Origin of the sequence: Pseudomonas sp. Bout1 (assembly GCF_034314165.1) — a bacterium.
Taxonomy (GTDB): domain Bacteria; phylum Pseudomonadota; class Gammaproteobacteria; order Pseudomonadales; family Pseudomonadaceae; genus Aquipseudomonas.
The window spans coordinates 1,171,969-1,185,988 of record NZ_JAVIWK010000001.1; the positions used below are offsets into that span (position 1 = coordinate 1,171,969).

17 protein-coding genes are annotated in these 14,020 nt (G+C 59.3%); 16 read left to right on the forward strand and 1 reads right to left on the reverse strand.

Annotated elements, in window-relative coordinates:
* Positions 1-5 precede the first annotated feature (5 nt).
* The 5 genes from tgt (at position 6) to RGV33_RS05285 (ending at position 5,033) form a co-directional block, all read left to right on the forward strand.
* Entirely contained in the window at positions 6-1,121 is a 1,116-nt protein-coding gene (gene tgt, locus RGV33_RS05265; RefSeq protein WP_322148621.1) for a tRNA guanosine(34) transglycosylase Tgt, read from the forward strand.
* A gap of 43 nt (positions 1,122-1,164) precedes the next feature.
* A complete protein-coding gene (gene yajC, locus RGV33_RS05270; RefSeq protein ID WP_322143374.1) occupies positions 1,165-1,503 on the forward strand; it encodes a preprotein translocase subunit YajC in 339 nt (112 codons plus the stop codon).
* Between the two features lie 62 nt (positions 1,504-1,565).
* Positions 1,566-3,437 carry a protein translocase subunit SecD gene (gene secD, locus RGV33_RS05275; protein ID WP_322143375.1) on the forward strand — a complete coding sequence of 624 codons (1,872 nt, stop codon included), beginning with the start codon at positions 1,566-1,568 and terminating at the stop codon, positions 3,435-3,437.
* A 9-nt stretch (positions 3,438-3,446) separates the two neighbouring features.
* Positions 3,447-4,361: a protein translocase subunit SecF gene (gene secF, locus RGV33_RS05280; RefSeq protein WP_322143376.1), complete on the forward strand. Its 915-nt coding sequence runs from the start codon at positions 3,447-3,449 to the stop codon at positions 4,359-4,361.
* A 123-nt stretch (positions 4,362-4,484) separates the two neighbouring features.
* Positions 4,485-5,033, forward strand: a complete 549-nt coding sequence (locus tag RGV33_RS05285; protein WP_003210309.1) for a glycine zipper 2TM domain-containing protein — start codon at positions 4,485-4,487, stop codon at positions 5,031-5,033.
* Positions 5,034-5,084: 51 nt separating this feature from the next.
* Here RGV33_RS05285 and suhB read toward each other — a convergent pair whose 3' ends face one another.
* Entirely contained in the window at positions 5,085-5,900 is an 816-nt protein-coding gene (gene suhB, locus RGV33_RS05290) for an inositol-phosphate phosphatase (protein WP_003175971.1), read from the reverse strand.
* A gap of 145 nt (positions 5,901-6,045) precedes the next feature.
* Here suhB and trmJ point away from each other — a divergent pair, with 145 nt between their 5' ends.
* The 11 genes from trmJ to ndk all read left to right on the forward strand — a co-directional run bounded on the left by trmJ (position 6,046) and on the right by ndk (position 14,019).
* Complete coding sequence (trmJ, locus tag RGV33_RS05295; protein ID WP_322143377.1) at positions 6,046-6,816, forward strand: tRNA (cytosine(32)/uridine(32)-2'-O)-methyltransferase TrmJ; 771 nt, start codon at positions 6,046-6,048, stop codon at positions 6,814-6,816.
* Positions 6,817-6,818: 2 nt separating this feature from the next.
* A complete protein-coding gene (cysE, locus tag RGV33_RS05300; protein WP_322143378.1) occupies positions 6,819-7,601 on the forward strand; it encodes a serine O-acetyltransferase in 783 nt (260 codons plus the stop codon).
* A 299-nt stretch (positions 7,602-7,900) separates the two neighbouring features.
* Complete coding sequence (gene iscR / locus RGV33_RS05305; protein ID WP_003210305.1) at positions 7,901-8,392, forward strand: Fe-S cluster assembly transcriptional regulator IscR; 492 nt, start codon at positions 7,901-7,903, stop codon at positions 8,390-8,392.
* A gap of 50 nt (positions 8,393-8,442) precedes the next feature.
* Positions 8,443-9,657, forward strand: coding sequence for an IscS subfamily cysteine desulfurase (locus tag RGV33_RS05310; RefSeq protein WP_322143379.1), 1,215 nt, complete (start codon positions 8,443-8,445; stop codon positions 9,655-9,657).
* 102 nt (positions 9,658-9,759) lie between these two features.
* Complete coding sequence (gene iscU / locus RGV33_RS05315) at positions 9,760-10,146, forward strand: Fe-S cluster assembly scaffold IscU (protein ID WP_003209682.1); 387 nt, start codon at positions 9,760-9,762, stop codon at positions 10,144-10,146.
* 28 nt (positions 10,147-10,174) lie between these two features.
* A complete protein-coding gene (gene iscA, locus RGV33_RS05320) occupies positions 10,175-10,498 on the forward strand; it encodes an iron-sulfur cluster assembly protein IscA (RefSeq protein WP_003209680.1) in 324 nt (107 codons plus the stop codon).
* 8 nt (positions 10,499-10,506) lie between these two features.
* Positions 10,507-11,028, forward strand: a complete 522-nt coding sequence (gene hscB, locus RGV33_RS05325; protein ID WP_010176869.1) for a co-chaperone HscB — start codon at positions 10,507-10,509, stop codon at positions 11,026-11,028.
* 51 nt (positions 11,029-11,079) lie between these two features.
* Positions 11,080-12,942, forward strand: a complete 1,863-nt coding sequence (gene hscA, locus RGV33_RS05330; RefSeq protein WP_322143380.1) for a Fe-S protein assembly chaperone HscA — start codon at positions 11,080-11,082, stop codon at positions 12,940-12,942.
* Positions 12,943-12,945: 3 nt separating this feature from the next.
* The gene (gene fdx / locus RGV33_RS05335) at positions 12,946-13,287 is read left to right on the forward strand and encodes an ISC system 2Fe-2S type ferredoxin (protein WP_322143381.1); all 342 of its coding nucleotides are present in this window, start codon (positions 12,946-12,948) and stop codon (positions 13,285-13,287) included.
* A 14-nt stretch (positions 13,288-13,301) separates the two neighbouring features.
* Positions 13,302-13,502, forward strand: coding sequence for a Fe-S cluster assembly protein IscX (iscX, locus tag RGV33_RS05340; RefSeq protein WP_177047060.1), 201 nt, complete (start codon positions 13,302-13,304; stop codon positions 13,500-13,502).
* 91 nt (positions 13,503-13,593) lie between these two features.
* Positions 13,594-14,019 (forward strand): nucleoside-diphosphate kinase, encoded by a 426-nt coding sequence (gene ndk / locus RGV33_RS05345; RefSeq protein WP_003175956.1) that lies wholly within the window; start codon positions 13,594-13,596, stop codon positions 14,017-14,019.
* Position 14,020: the final 1 nt, after the last annotated feature.

Consider the following 14,020-nt stretch of genomic DNA (forward strand, 5'->3'; position numbering starts at 1 on the left):
GTCGTATGTCGTTTGAATTATTGGCCACCGATGGCAAGGCCCGTCGTGGTCGCCTGACGTTCCCGCGTGGCACCGTTGAAACCCCGGCCTTCATGCCGGTCGGTACCTACGGCACCGTAAAAGGCATGCTGCCACGGGATATCGTCGCCACCGGCGCCGAGATCATCCTGGGCAACACCTTCCACCTGTGGCTGCGCCCGGGCACCGAAGTGATCAAGAAACACGGCGACCTGCATGACTTCATGCAGTGGAAAGGCCCGATCCTGACCGACTCCGGTGGTTTCCAGGTGTTCAGCCTGGGCGCCATGCGCAAGATCAAGGAGGAGGGCGTGACCTTCGCCTCGCCGGTCGACGGTGCCAAGGTGTTCATGGGCCCGGAAGAATCGATGCAGGTGCAGCGTGACCTGGGCTCCGACATCGTGATGATTTTTGACGAGTGCACGCCGTACCCGGCCGATGAAGAGGTGGCGCGGGTCTCGATGGAGCTGTCGTTGCGTTGGGCCCAGCGTTCGAAGAATGCCCATGGCGATAACACCGCTGCACTGTTCGGTATCGTGCAGGGCGGCATGCATGAAAGCTTGCGCAAGCGCTCGCTCGAAGGCCTGGACAAGATCGGCTTTGACGGCCTGGCCATCGGCGGGCTGTCGGTGGGCGAGCCCAAGCACGAGATGATCAAGGTGCTGGACTACCTGCCGGGCCTGATGCCGGCTGACAAACCTCGTTACCTTATGGGCGTTGGCAAACCGGAAGATCTCGTAGAGGGTGTGCGCCGCGGTGTGGACATGTTCGATTGCGTGATGCCAACCCGTAATGCCCGCAATGGGCATCTGTTCATCGATACAGGCGTGCTGAAGATCCGTAACGCGTTCCATCGCCATGATGAATCGCCGCTGGATCCTACCTGTGACTGCTACACATGCCAGAACTTCTCGCGCGCTTATCTGCACCATCTGGACAAGTGTGGGGAAATGCTGGGTAGCATGTTGAATACCATCCACAATTTGCGTCACTACCAAGTCCTGATGGCTGGTTTGCGCGAGGCTATTCAACAGGGTACATTGGCCGCCTTCGTCGATGCCTTCTATGCCAAGCGCGGGCTGCCTGTGCCGCCCTTGGACTGAGTTTTCCGACCCTAAGATTCACTATTTGCAACTGGAGTGCTAAATGAGCTTTTTTATCTCTAATGCCATGGCTGATGCCGCTGCACCGGCCGCTGCCGGCCCGTTGGGCGGTGGTTTTGAGTGGATTTTCCTGGTCGGCTTCCTGGTCATCTTCTACCTGATGATCTGGCGTCCACAGGCCAAGCGCGCCAAAGAGCAGAAGAACCTGCTGGGCAGCTTGCAGAAAGGCGACGAAGTCGTGACCACTGGCGGCATCGCCGGCAAGATCACTAAAGTGTCCGACGCCTTCGTGATTCTGGAAGTCTCCGACACCGTAGAAATGAAGTTCCAGAAGGGCGCCATCGCCGCCACGCTGCCAAAAGGCACGCTCAAAGCGATCTAAGTTCCAACCTTTACCAATCGACGGGGCGCGCAAGGCGCCCCGCGTTATAAGCGGGCGGCGTGATGCTGAACAAATACCCTCTGTGGAAATACGTACTGATCCTGGCGGTGCTGGCGATCGGTTTTATTTATTCCGCTCCCAATCTCTATCCTGATGACCCGGCAATCCAGATCACTGGCGCCAGCACTGCGCTGCAGGTCAATCAGGCTGACCTGGACCGTGCGAGCAAAGCGCTCACCGACGCGGGTATCCAGGTTAAGGCGGCAACGTTGGCGGCTGATGCGAAGGGCGGCTTGTTGCGCCTGACCAAGCAAGAAGACCAATTGCCGGCCAAAGACGTTGTGCGCAAGGTCATGGGTGATGACTACGTCGTCGCGCTGAACCTGGCACAGACCACGCCAAAATGGCTGCGCGCGATTGGCGCACACCCGATGAAGCTGGGTCTGGACTTGTCTGGTGGTGTGCACTTCCTGCTTGAAGTGGACATGGACAAAGCCCTCGACGCTCGCCTGAAAGTCTACGAAGGCGATGTGAAGAGCCTGCTGCGTAAAGAAAAACTGCGTTATCGCAGCCTGCCGCAGCTCAACGGCGCCATCCAGCTGGGTTTTGCTGACGAAGCAACCCGCGAACAGGCCCGTGCACTGATCCGCAAGAACTTCAACGATTTCGACATTGTTCCGGCCGACCTCAATGGTCAGGCGGTACTGCGTCTGGCGATGACCCCGGCCAAGCTGGCGGAAATCCGTGAATATTCCATCAAGCAGAACTTGACCACGGTACGTAACCGCGTCAACGAACTGGGTGTGGCCGAGCCGATCGTGCAGCGCCAGGGCGCCAACCGCATCGTGGTTGAGCTGCCGGGCGTGCAGGACACCGCTGAAGCCAAGCGTATCCTGGGTAAAACTGCCAACCTGGAGTTCCGTCTGGCCGCTGAACCGGGTGCTACCCGTGCCACTGCCGAGGAGTTCGAGTTCCGTGAAGGTGGTCGTCCACCTGCATTGATCGAGCGTGGCTTGATCATCACCGGTGACCAGGTGACTGACGCGAAGGCTGGTTTCGACTCGCAGCACGGTAGCCCTGAAGTGAACATCCGTCTGGATGGCCACGGTGGCGAACTGATGAGCCGCGCAACCCGCAGCAACGTCGGTCGCAGCATGGCGGTGATCTTCATCGAGCAGCGTCCTGTCACCACCTACACCAAGCAACTGGTCGACGGCGTCGAGAAAGACGTGCCGGTACAAACCTTTAAAGAAGAGAAGAAGATCATCAGCCTGGCGACCATCCAGTCGCCGCTGGGTGCTCAATTCCGCATCACTGGCCTGAACGGCCAGGGTGAGTCGTCCGAACTGGCGCTGCTGCTGCGTGCCGGTGGCCTGGCGGCCCCGATGTACTTCGCTGAAGAACGTACCATCGGCCCGAGCCTGGGTGCTGACAACATCACCAAGGGTATCGACGCTGCACTGTGGGGCATGCTGTTCGTCTCCCTGTTCATCATCGCCATCTACCGCTTCTTCGGCATCATCGCTACCGTCGCACTGGCGGGCAACATGGTGATGCTGCTGGCCCTGATGTCGCTGCTGGGTGCAACGCTGACCCTGCCAGGTATCGCCGGTATCGTACTCACCATGGGTATGGCGGTAGACGCCAACGTACTGATCTTCTCGCGGATTCGTGAAGAAATCGCTGCGGGCATGACCGTGCAACGGGCAATCAACGAAGGCTTCGGCCGGGCATTTACCGCGATTCTCGACTCCAACCTGACCACTCTGTTGGTCGGCGGGATTCTCTTTGCCATGGGCACCGGCCCGGTCAAGGGTTTTGCGGTAACCATGTCCCTCGGTATCTTTACCTCGATGTTCACGGCCATCATGGTGACCCGCGCAATGGTCAACCTGATCTTTGGCGGGCGTGACTTCAAGAAGTTGTGGATTTAAGGGGCTGCCATGTTACGTACAATCAACTTCATGGGCGTTCGCAACGTTGCGTTCGGCTTCACCATGGTGCTTACCGTTCTGGCGTTGTTCAGCTGGTTCCATAAGGGCCTTAACTACGGCCTGGACTTCACCGGCGGTACGCTCATCGAGCTGACCTACGAGAAGCCGGCCGATGTCAGCCTGGTGCGCAGCGAGCTGGTCAAGGCCGGCTATCACGAAGCCATCGTGCAGAGCTTTGGTGCAACCACCGACCTGCTGGTGCGTATGCCTGGCGAAGACCCGCAATTGGGCCACCAGGTAGCCGAGGCCTTGCAGAAGGTGGGCGGCGACAACCCGGCGTCGGTCAAGCGCGTCGAGTTCGTGGGCCCGCAAGTGGGTGAAGAGCTGCGCGACCAGGGCGGCCTCGGCATGCTGATGGCGCTGGTCGGCATCATGATCTACCTGGCTTTCCGCTTTCAGTGGAAGTTCGGTGTCGGCGCCATTGTGTCGCTGATCCACGACGTGATCGTGACCGTGGGTATCCTGGCCTACTTCCAGATCACCTTCGACCTGACCGTGCTTGCGGCGGTGTTGGCGATCATTGGTTACTCCCTTAACGACACCATCGTGGTATTCGACCGGGTTCGTGAGAACTTCCGGGTGCTGCGCAAGGCGACGTTGATCGAGAACATCAATATCTCCACTACCCAGACCCTGCTGCGCACCATGGCGACCTCGATCTCCACCTTGCTGGCGATTGCCGCACTGATGGTGTTCGGTGGTGACAACCTGTGGGGCTTCTCGCTGTCGCTGTTCATCGGCGTACTGGCGGGTACCTACTCGTCGATCTATATCGCCAACGTGGTACTGATCTGGCTGAACCTCAACAGCGAAGACTTGATCCCTCCTGCCAGCACCGGCAAGGAGGTTGACGACCGCCCTTGATCGGCGATTGTTAACCCGCTGTTACAAAGAAGGCGCGAGTATTGAACTCGCGCCTTTTTTTTGGCTCCAAGGCTGGGTATAGCGCGGATCTTTCGATCCGTTTGTGATGGTCAGGAGGTTCACGTGAACAAGTCGTTGCTGGTTGGTGCGGTATTGGGTGCTGTCGGTGTGACTGCCGGGGGTGCTGTTGCCACCTACAGCCTGGTAAAAAGCGGCCCTGAGTATGCGCAAGTGCTGGCGGTACAGCCGGTGAAAACCCAGATTAAAACCCCGCGTGAAGTCTGCAAGGACGTTGCCGTAACCCGGCAGAAGCCTGTGCAGGACCAGCACCAGATCGTCGGTACGGTGGTCGGTGCGCTGGCGGGCGGCCTGTTGGGTAATCAGGTCGGCGGCGGTAATGGCAAGAAGCTGGCCACGGTGGCCGGTGCGGTGGGTGGCGGTTATGCCGGTAACAAGGTTCAGGAAGGCATGCAGAACCGCGACACCTACACCACTACGCAAACCCGTTGTAACACCGTTAACGACATCAGCGACAAGGTTGTCGGGTACGACGTGCGTTACACCCTGGATGGCAAGGAAGGCTCGGTGCGCATGGATCGTGATCCAGGCAACCAGATTCCGGTCGACAAGGAAGGGCGTCTGGTTATCGGTCAGAACCAGCCGCAGCAGTAATCCCAGGCATAAAAAAAGCACCCCGAGGGGTGCTTTTTTGTGCCCGCTCGCTTATCGCTTCAGCGAGGCCGGCAGGTGTGGCTGGATCGCCGTCAGTACTGCCTTGAAGCATTTGGTGTTGCCGGCAACGACGTGGCCCTTCTCCAGGAAGTCGTGGCCGCCGGTGAAGTCGCTCACCAGGCCGCCTGCTTCTTGAATCAGCAGTGCGCCTGCAGCCATGTCCCACTCGGACAGGCCCGACTCCCAGAAGGCGTCAAAACGACCGGCAGCGACATACGCCAGGTCCAGGCTGGCGGCGCCGGCGCGACGGATGCCGGCGGTCTGGCCAACCAGGGCGCGGAACATGCCCAGGTAGTTTTCCAGGTTGTCCATCTGGTCGTCACGGAACGGGAAGCCGGTACCCAGCAGGGCGCCGTCCAGGCTGGTGCGACCGCTGACACGCAGGCGCCGACCGTTCAGCTGGGCGCCACGGCCACGGCTGGCGGTGAATTCTTCCTGGCGAACCGGGTCCAGGACAACAGCGTGTTCCAGGCGGCCACGGTATTTGCAGGCAATGCTCACGGCAAAGTGCGGGATGCCGCGCAGGAAGTTGGTGGTGCCATCCAGTGGGTCGATGATCCACAGGTAGTCTTCGCCTTCGCCGCTACCTTTGTGCAGGCCGGTTTCTTCACCGAGGATGCCGTGGGTAGGGTAGGCCTTGCGCAGCGCGTCGATGATTTTCTGCTCGGCGGCGCGATCCACCTCGGATACGTAATCCTTGGCGTCTTTTTCGTCGACCTTGATGGTATCCAGGCGCTCGATGGAGCGGAAGATCAATTCACTGGCGCTGCGGGCGGCGCGCAGCGCGATATTCAGCATGGGCTGCATGGATGTGTCACCTAAGGTTGTTAAAGAAAGCCGAGCATTCTAGCAGAAACTTTCTTCAGGTGAAGGACGACGTTACCTTTCATGGCATAACCTTAGGCTGTTCTGTAAGATTTGCTCCCCTTTCCCGTGTCCGAGAGCGCCTCCCTTGCTGCAAAACATCCGTGTCGTCCTCGTCAATACCAGTCATCCCGGCAATATCGGCGGGGTGGCGCGAGCCATGAAGAATATGGGGCTGACGCGCCTGGTGCTGGTCGAGCCGCGTGTGTTCCCGCACCACGAGGCCGATGCCCGCGCGTCTGGTGCCAATGACATCCTCGAAAAAGCCCAGGTCGTCGCCACCCTGGAAGACGCCCTGGTCGGCTGCAACCTGGTGCTCGGCACCAGCGCCCGCGACCGCCGTATCCCCTGGCCGCTGCTGGATCCCCGCGAATGTGGGACCAAAGTCGTGGAGGAGGCCGCCGGTGGCGCCGAAATCGCCTTGGTATTTGGCCGTGAAGACTCCGGCCTGACCAATGAAGAGCTGCAGCGATGTCATTATCACGTGCACATTCCATCAGACCCTGACTTCAGTTCGCTGAACCTTGGGGCCGCGGTGCAGGTGTTGAGTTATGAAGTGCGCATGGCCTGGCTGGCCGCAGAAGGTCAGCCAAGCAAGGTAGAGAAGGACGAGGTCGCATCGACCAAGAGTGGCGAACTGGCCACCATGGACGAGCTGGAGCGATTTTATGAGCACCTGGAGCAAACCCTGGTGGCCGTCGAATTCCTCGATCCGGAAAAACCACGCCACTTGATGGCGCGCCTGCGCCGGTTATACGGGCGCAGCTCGGTCAGCCGGGCAGAAATGAATATATTGCGTGGCATCCTCACGGAAACCCAGAAAGCGGCCCGTGGCGAGCTTCTTAAGCGGAAGGATTAAAAATGTTCGAGCGTTTGCGAGAAGATATCCAGAGTGTTTTCCACCGTGACCCGGCGGCGCGCAACGCCTTTGAAGTGCTGACCTGCTACCCGGGCATGCACGCCATCTGGATCCACCGCTTGTCCGGCGCCTTGTGGAACATGGGCTGGAAGTGGCTGGCGCGGCTGGTGTCGAACTTCGGTCGCTGGCTGACCGGGATCGAGATTCATCCGGGCGCCAAGGTTGGTCGTCGCTTCTTTATCGACCACGGCATGGGCATCGTCATTGGCGAGACCGCCGAGATTGGTGATGACGTGACCTTGTATCAGGGCGTGACGCTGGGCGGCACGACCTGGAACAAGGGCAAGCGCCACCCGACGCTGGAAGACGGCGTTGTGGTGGGGGCGGGTGCCAAGGTGCTCGGTCCGTTTACGGTGGGCGCCGGCGCCAAGGTCGGTTCCAACGCCGTGGTGACCAAGGCAGTGCCGCCTGGTGCGACCGTGGTCGGCATTCCCGGGCGGATCATCGTCAAGCCTGAAGTCGGTGATGAGCAGGAAGCCAAGCGCAAGGCCATGGCCGAGAAGATTGGTTTCGATGCGTATGGTGTCAGCGAAGACATGCCCGACCCGGTGGCGCGTGCCATCGGGCAGTTGCTCGACCACCTGCAAGCCGTGGACGGCAAGCTGGACGGGATGTGCGGCGCCTTGAAGGACCTGGGCAGCAACTACTGCGCCAAGGATTTGCCTGAGCTGCGCAAGGAAGACTTCGCCGAGATCAAGGACGAAAGCGCTACCAAGGCTGGCTGACTCTTGAGCCGGTCGCGATCCCTGTGGGAGCTGGCTTGCCTGCGATGGCGGCGAGTCAGTGCCGGAAAGGCTGGCTGGCAAACCGCTATCGCAGGCAAGCCAGCTCCCACATTTGATCTCCATTGGTCTTGAGGTTGGGGGCTTGACCCTGTTCCCGCTGTTCCATCCGCCCCCGCCCTGCTATTATTCGCGCGCCCTTTTTGCGGCTATTCCTGACTAAAGTACTAGGTCTTATAGTTGACTTAAATACTCGGGAATCGCATACTTGCTCCCATTCTGAAACACCTTGGTACTTGTCCATGAGACTGACTACAAAAGGCCGATACGCGGTAACCGCCATGCTTGACCTGGCCTTGCACGCGCAAAATGGGCCGGTGTCCCTGGCCGATATCTCCGAGCGCCAAGGCATTTCCCTGTCCTACCTCGAGCAACTGTTCGCCAAATTGCGCCGCAGCAATCTGGTTTCCAGCGTTCGTGGTCCAGGCGGCGGCTATCAGCTGTCCCGCGATATGCAGGGCATCCAGGTCGCTCAGGTGATCGACGCGGTCAACGAATCCGTCGATGCCACCAAATGCCAGGGCCTGGGTGATTGCCACGCCGGCGACACCTGCCTTACGCACCACTTGTGGTGTGACCTGAGCCTGCAGATCCATGAGTTTTTGAGTGGTATCAGCTTGGCTGATCTTGTGACTCGCCGTGAGGTGCAAGAAGTAGCCCAGCGTCAGGACCAGCGCCGTTGCAACACCAAGGCGCCGCGTCTGGACAAGATTGAAGCGTCCGCCGTCGAGTGACAGCCGAAGAGCTAACGGCACGCCAGCCAGCCTGATTTAGGAGAAAGTCCATGAAATTGCCGATTTACCTTGATTACTCAGCGACCACCCCGGTTGATCCGCGTGTCGCGCAAAAGATGAGCGAATGCCTGCTGGTTGACGGAAACTTCGGCAACCCGGCGTCCCGTTCCCACGTTTTCGGCTGGAAAGCTGAAGAGGCCGTGGAAAACGCTCGTCGCCAGGTCGCTGACCTGGTGAATGCCGACCCGCGTGAAATCGTCTGGACCTCCGGTGCCACCGAGTCCGACAACCTGGCTATCAAGGGTGCGGCGCATTTCTACGCGACCAAGGGCAAACACCTGATCACCACCAAGATTGAGCACAAGGCTGTCCTCGACACCATGCGCCAACTGGAACGTGAAGGTTTTGAGATCACCTACCTCGAGCCAACCACCGACGGTATCGTGACCCCGGCGATGATCGAAGCGGCGATGCGTGAAGACACCATCCTGGTTTCCGTGATTCACGTGAACAACGAAATCGGCACCATCAACGACATCGCCGCCATCGGCGAGCTGACCCGCTCCAAGGGCGTGTTGCTGCACGTCGACGCTGCTCAGTCCACCGGCAAGGTCGATATCGACCTGTCTGCACTTAAAGTCGACCTGATGTCGTTCTCTGCCCACAAGACCTACGGCCCTAAAGGCATCGGCGCGCTCTACGTGAGCCGCAAGCCTCGCGTGCGTATCGAAGCCACCATGCACGGCGGCGGTCACGAGCGCGGCATGCGTTCGGGCACCCTGGCGACCCACCAGATCGTCGGCATCGGCGAAGCGTTCCGCGTGGCCAAGGAAGACATGGCTGCCGAAAACGTGCGCATCAAGGCCCTGAGCGATCGCTTCTACAAGCAGGTCGAGCACCTTGAAGAGCTGTACATCAACGGCAGCATGACCGCCCGTGTACCGCACAACTTGAATTTGAGCTTCAACTACGTCGAAGGCGAGTCGCTGATCATGGCGCTCAAGGACCTGGCGGTTTCGTCCGGTTCGGCCTGCACCTCGGCTTCCCTTGAGCCGTCCTACGTATTGCGCGCCCTTGGCCGCAACGACGAACTGGCTCACAGCTCGATCCGCTTTACGTTCGGCCGTTTCACCACCGAAGAAGAAGTCGACTACGCCGCGCAGAAAGTCTGCGAGGCCGTCACCAAGCTGCGTACCTTGTCGCCTCTGTGGGACATGTACAAAGACGGTGTCGATATTTCCAAGATCGAGTGGGCGGCACACTAACTATAGAAGCCGCCACCCAAAAGGCTCTGTAAAGACGTGGCGGAAAACGCAGGCGTGTTTACAGGGTTCCAGAGCGGCCCTGATGAGTGAGGATTCAGTACCATGGCTTACAGCGAAAAGGTCATCGACCACTACGAAAACCCGCGCAACGTCGGCAAGATGAACGCGGAAGACCCTGATGTCGGCACCGGCATGGTCGGCGCCCCGGCGTGCGGCGATGTGATGCGCCTGCAGATCAAGGTCAACGAAGCTGGCGTTATCGAAGACGCCAAGTTCAAGACTTACGGTTGCGGTTCGGCCATCGCCTCAAGCTCCCTGGCGACCGAATGGATGAAAGGCAAGACCCTGGATGAGGCTGTGACGATCAGCAACACCCAACTGGCTGAAGAACTGGCCTTGCCGCCAGTGAAAATCCACTGCTCGGTACTCGCAGAAGACGCCATCAAGGCGGCTGTTCGCGACTACAAGCAGAAGAAAGGCTTGATCTAAGCAATTTGGCGACGAGTAAGGAGTCACGATGGCTATCAGCATGACAGAAGCGGCTGCGCAGCACATTCGCCGCTCCCTGAATGGGCGCGGTAAAGGTGAGGGGATTCGTCTGGGTGTTCGCACCACGGGCTGTTCCGGCCTTGCCTACGTGCTGGAGTTCGTCGACGAGGTGGTCGAGGAAGATCAGGTGTTCGAAAGTCACGGCGAGAAAGTGATTATCGACCCCAAAAGCCTGACCTACCTGGACGGCACCGAGCTCGATTTCGTCAAGGAAGGGTTGAACGAAGGCTTCAAGTTCAACAACCCCAACGTACGCGGTGAATGTGGCTGCGGCGAAAGCTTCAACATCTGAGGCTGATTGTGGGTACTCCTTGTCATTTCGCTTTGTTCGAGCTGCAGCCGAGTTTTCGACTGGACCTTGAACAGCTTGCCACGCGCTACCGTGAACTGGCGCGTGGGGTGCATCCGGACCGCTTTGCTGACGCTTCCGAGCGTGAGCAACGCTTGGCGCTGGAGCAATCAGCCAGCCTCAACGAAGCCTATCAGACGCTCAAGAACCCTCCCAAGCGCGCGCGTTACCTGCTCGCCATGGGCGGTCGCGAGCTGCCACTTGAAGTCACGGTCCAGGATCCTGATTTCCTGATGCAGCAGATGCAATGGCGCGAAGAGCTCGAAGAGCTGCAGGACGAGGCCGATCTGGCCGGAATTGCAGTGTTCAAGCGCCGTCTGAAAGTGGCCCAGGATGAACTCAACGAAAGCTTCGCAGCCTGTTGGGATGATGCGGCGCAACGTGAACAGGCCGAACGCCTGATGCGGCGCATGCAGTTCCTCGACAAGCTCACCTACGAAGTGCGCCAGTTAGAAGAGCGCCTCGACGATTAACCCAGTGCCGCCCAGGTTGCACGCCTGATATACAGATAAGTCCTGATTACCATGGCCCTACTGCAGATCGCCGAACCCGGCCAAAGTCCTCAACCGCACCAGCGTCGTCTGGCGGTCGGGATTGACTTGGGCACTACCAATTCGCTGGTCGCTGCGTTGCGCAGCGGCCTTTCCGAGCCGCTGCCCGACGCCGATGGCCAGGTCATCCTGCCGTCTGCCGTGCGCTATCACGCTGACCGCACTGAAGTGGGCGAGTCGGCCAAGCTGGCGGCGTCTACCGATCCTTTGAACACCGTGCTGTCGGTCAAGCGCTTGATGGGTCGTGGTCTGTCCGACGTCAAGCAATTGGGCGACCAACTGCCGTACCGCTTTGTCGGCGGCGAGTCCCATATGCCGTTCATCGACACCGTCCAGGGCCCGAAAAGCCCGGTGGAAGTGTCGGCCGATATCCTCAAGGTGCTGCGCCAGCGTGCAGAAACCACCCTGGGTGGCGAACTGGTGGGTGCAGTGATTACTGTTCCTGCGTATTTCGATGACGCTCAACGCCAGGCCACCAAGGATGCGGCAAAGCTTGCCGGCCTGAACGTGCTGCGCCTGCTCAACGAGCCGACCGCGGCGGCTGTGGCATACGGCCTGGACCAACACGCCGAAGGCCTGGTGGCTATTTACGACCTGGGCGGCGGTACGTTTGATATTTCGATTCTGCGCCTGACCGGCGGTGTCTTCGAAGTGCTGGCCACCGGTGGCGACACGGCCCTGGGCGGCGATGACTTCGATCACGCCATTGCTGGCTGGATCATCACCAGCGCCGGCTTGTCTGCCGACCTGGATCCGGGCGCGCAACGTAAGCTGTTGCAAACTGCCTGTGCCGCTAAAGAAGCGCTGACTGATGCTGCATCGGTTGAAGTTTCCTACGGTAGCTGGTCGGCCCAACTGACCCGTGAGGCCTTCGATTCTTTGATCGAGCCGATGGTCGCCCGCAGCTTGAAAGCCTGCCGCCGTGCCGTGCGTGACTCCGGTATCGAGCTGGAAGACGTGGCGGCCGTGGTGATGGTTGGCGGGTCGACCCGCGTGCCACGTGTCCGCGAAGCCGTTGCCGAGGCCTTTGGCCGCCAGCCGCTGACTGAAATCGACCCGGATCAAGTGGTGGCCATTGGTGCCGCGATCCAGGCCGACACCCTCGCTGGTAACAAGCGTGATGGTGGCGAACTGCTTCTGCTCGACGTGATTCCGTTGTCCCTGGGTCTGGAAACCATGGGCGGCCTGATGGAGAAGGTGATTCCACGCAACACCACCATCCCCGTTGCCCGCGCCCAGGACTTCACCACCTACAAAGACGGCCAGACGGCCATGATGATTCATGTGTTGCAAGGCGAGCGTGAGTTGATCAGCGACTGCCGTTCCCTGGCGCGCTTCGAATTGCGTGGTATTCCGGCGATGGTGGCCGGTGCAGCGAAGATTCGCGTGACCTTCCAGGTCGACGCCGACGGCTTGCTCAGCGTTGCGGCTCGCGAATTGGCCTCCGGCGTTGAAGCCAGCATCCAGGTCAAGCCGTCCTATGGCCTGACCGACGGCGAAATCGCCAAGATGCTCAAGGACTCGTTCCAATACGCCGGTGACGACAAGGTCGCCCGCGTGTTGCGCGAGCAGCAAGTTGACGCCCAGCGCCTGCTCGAAGCGGTGCAGGGCGCCCTTGAGGCAGACGGCGAGCGCTTGCTGGATGCCGAAGAGCGCATGGTCATCGACCTGCAGATGCAGGAACTGGCCGAATTGATGAAAGGCACCGATGGTTACGCCATCGAGCAACAGACCAAGCGCCTGTCGCAAGTGACCGATGCCTTTGCCGCCCGTCGTATGGACCAGTCGGTGAAAGCCGCCCTGGCGGGCCGCAACTTGAATGAACTTGAGGATTAACTGATGCCGCAGATCATTTTTCTGCCACACGCCGAGCATTGCCCGGACGGTATGGTTGTGGAGGCTGAGACCGGCAAGTCCATTCTCGAAGTCGCTCATGACAACCACATCGAGATCGAAAGCGCCTGCGGCGGCGTCAACGCCTGTACCACCTGTCACTGTGTGATCCGTGAAGGTTTCGATAGTCTTGAAGAGGCTGACGACCTGGAAGAGGACTATCTTGATAGGGCGTGGGGGCTGGAGCCGACGTCGCGCTTGAGCTGTCAGGCAAAAGTGGGAACAGAAGACCTTACCGTCGAAATTCCGAAGTATTCGCTTAACCATGCCGCTGAAGCGCCGCACTGATTCAAGGAAGTGTCATGAGTCTTAAATGGGTTGATGTACAAGATATCGCTATCCTGCTGGCCGATGGTCACCCGGATGTGAACCCTTATTCGCTGAACTTTGTAGCTTTGCGTGACATGGTCATGGCCTTGCCAGGGTTCGAAGATGATCGGGAACGCGGCGGTGAAAAGGTTCTTGAAGCGATTCAGACTGCCTGGAAAGAAGAGCAGGACTGAAGCCTCCCTTACGCAGTTAGGCAATACCCAAGAACCCGCGTATAATTCGCGGGTTTAATTTTTCGCAAATTACCGTTTCTGGAGTTACACCATGGCTGTTCAACGTACTTTCTCCATCATCAAGCCTGACGCTGTTGCAAAAAACGTCATCGGCGAGATCACCACTCGTTTCGAAAAAGCCGGCCTGAAGGTTGTAGCTTCGAAACTCAAGCAACTGTCCAAAGCTGAAGCTGAAGGCTTCTACGCTGAACACAGCGCTCGTGGCTTCTTCGGCGACCTGGTTGCCTTCATGATCTCCGGTCCTGTTGTTGTTCAGGTTCTGGAAGGCGAAAACGCTATCGCTCTGAACCGTGAGCTGATGGGCGCTACCAACCCTAAAGAAGCTGCTGCCGGCACCATCCGTGCTGACTTCGCTGAGTCGATCGACGCCAACGCCGTTCACGGTTCGGACTCCGAAGCCGCTGCTGCCCGCGAAATCTCGTACTTTTTCGCTGCTACTGAAGTAACCGCTCGCTAAG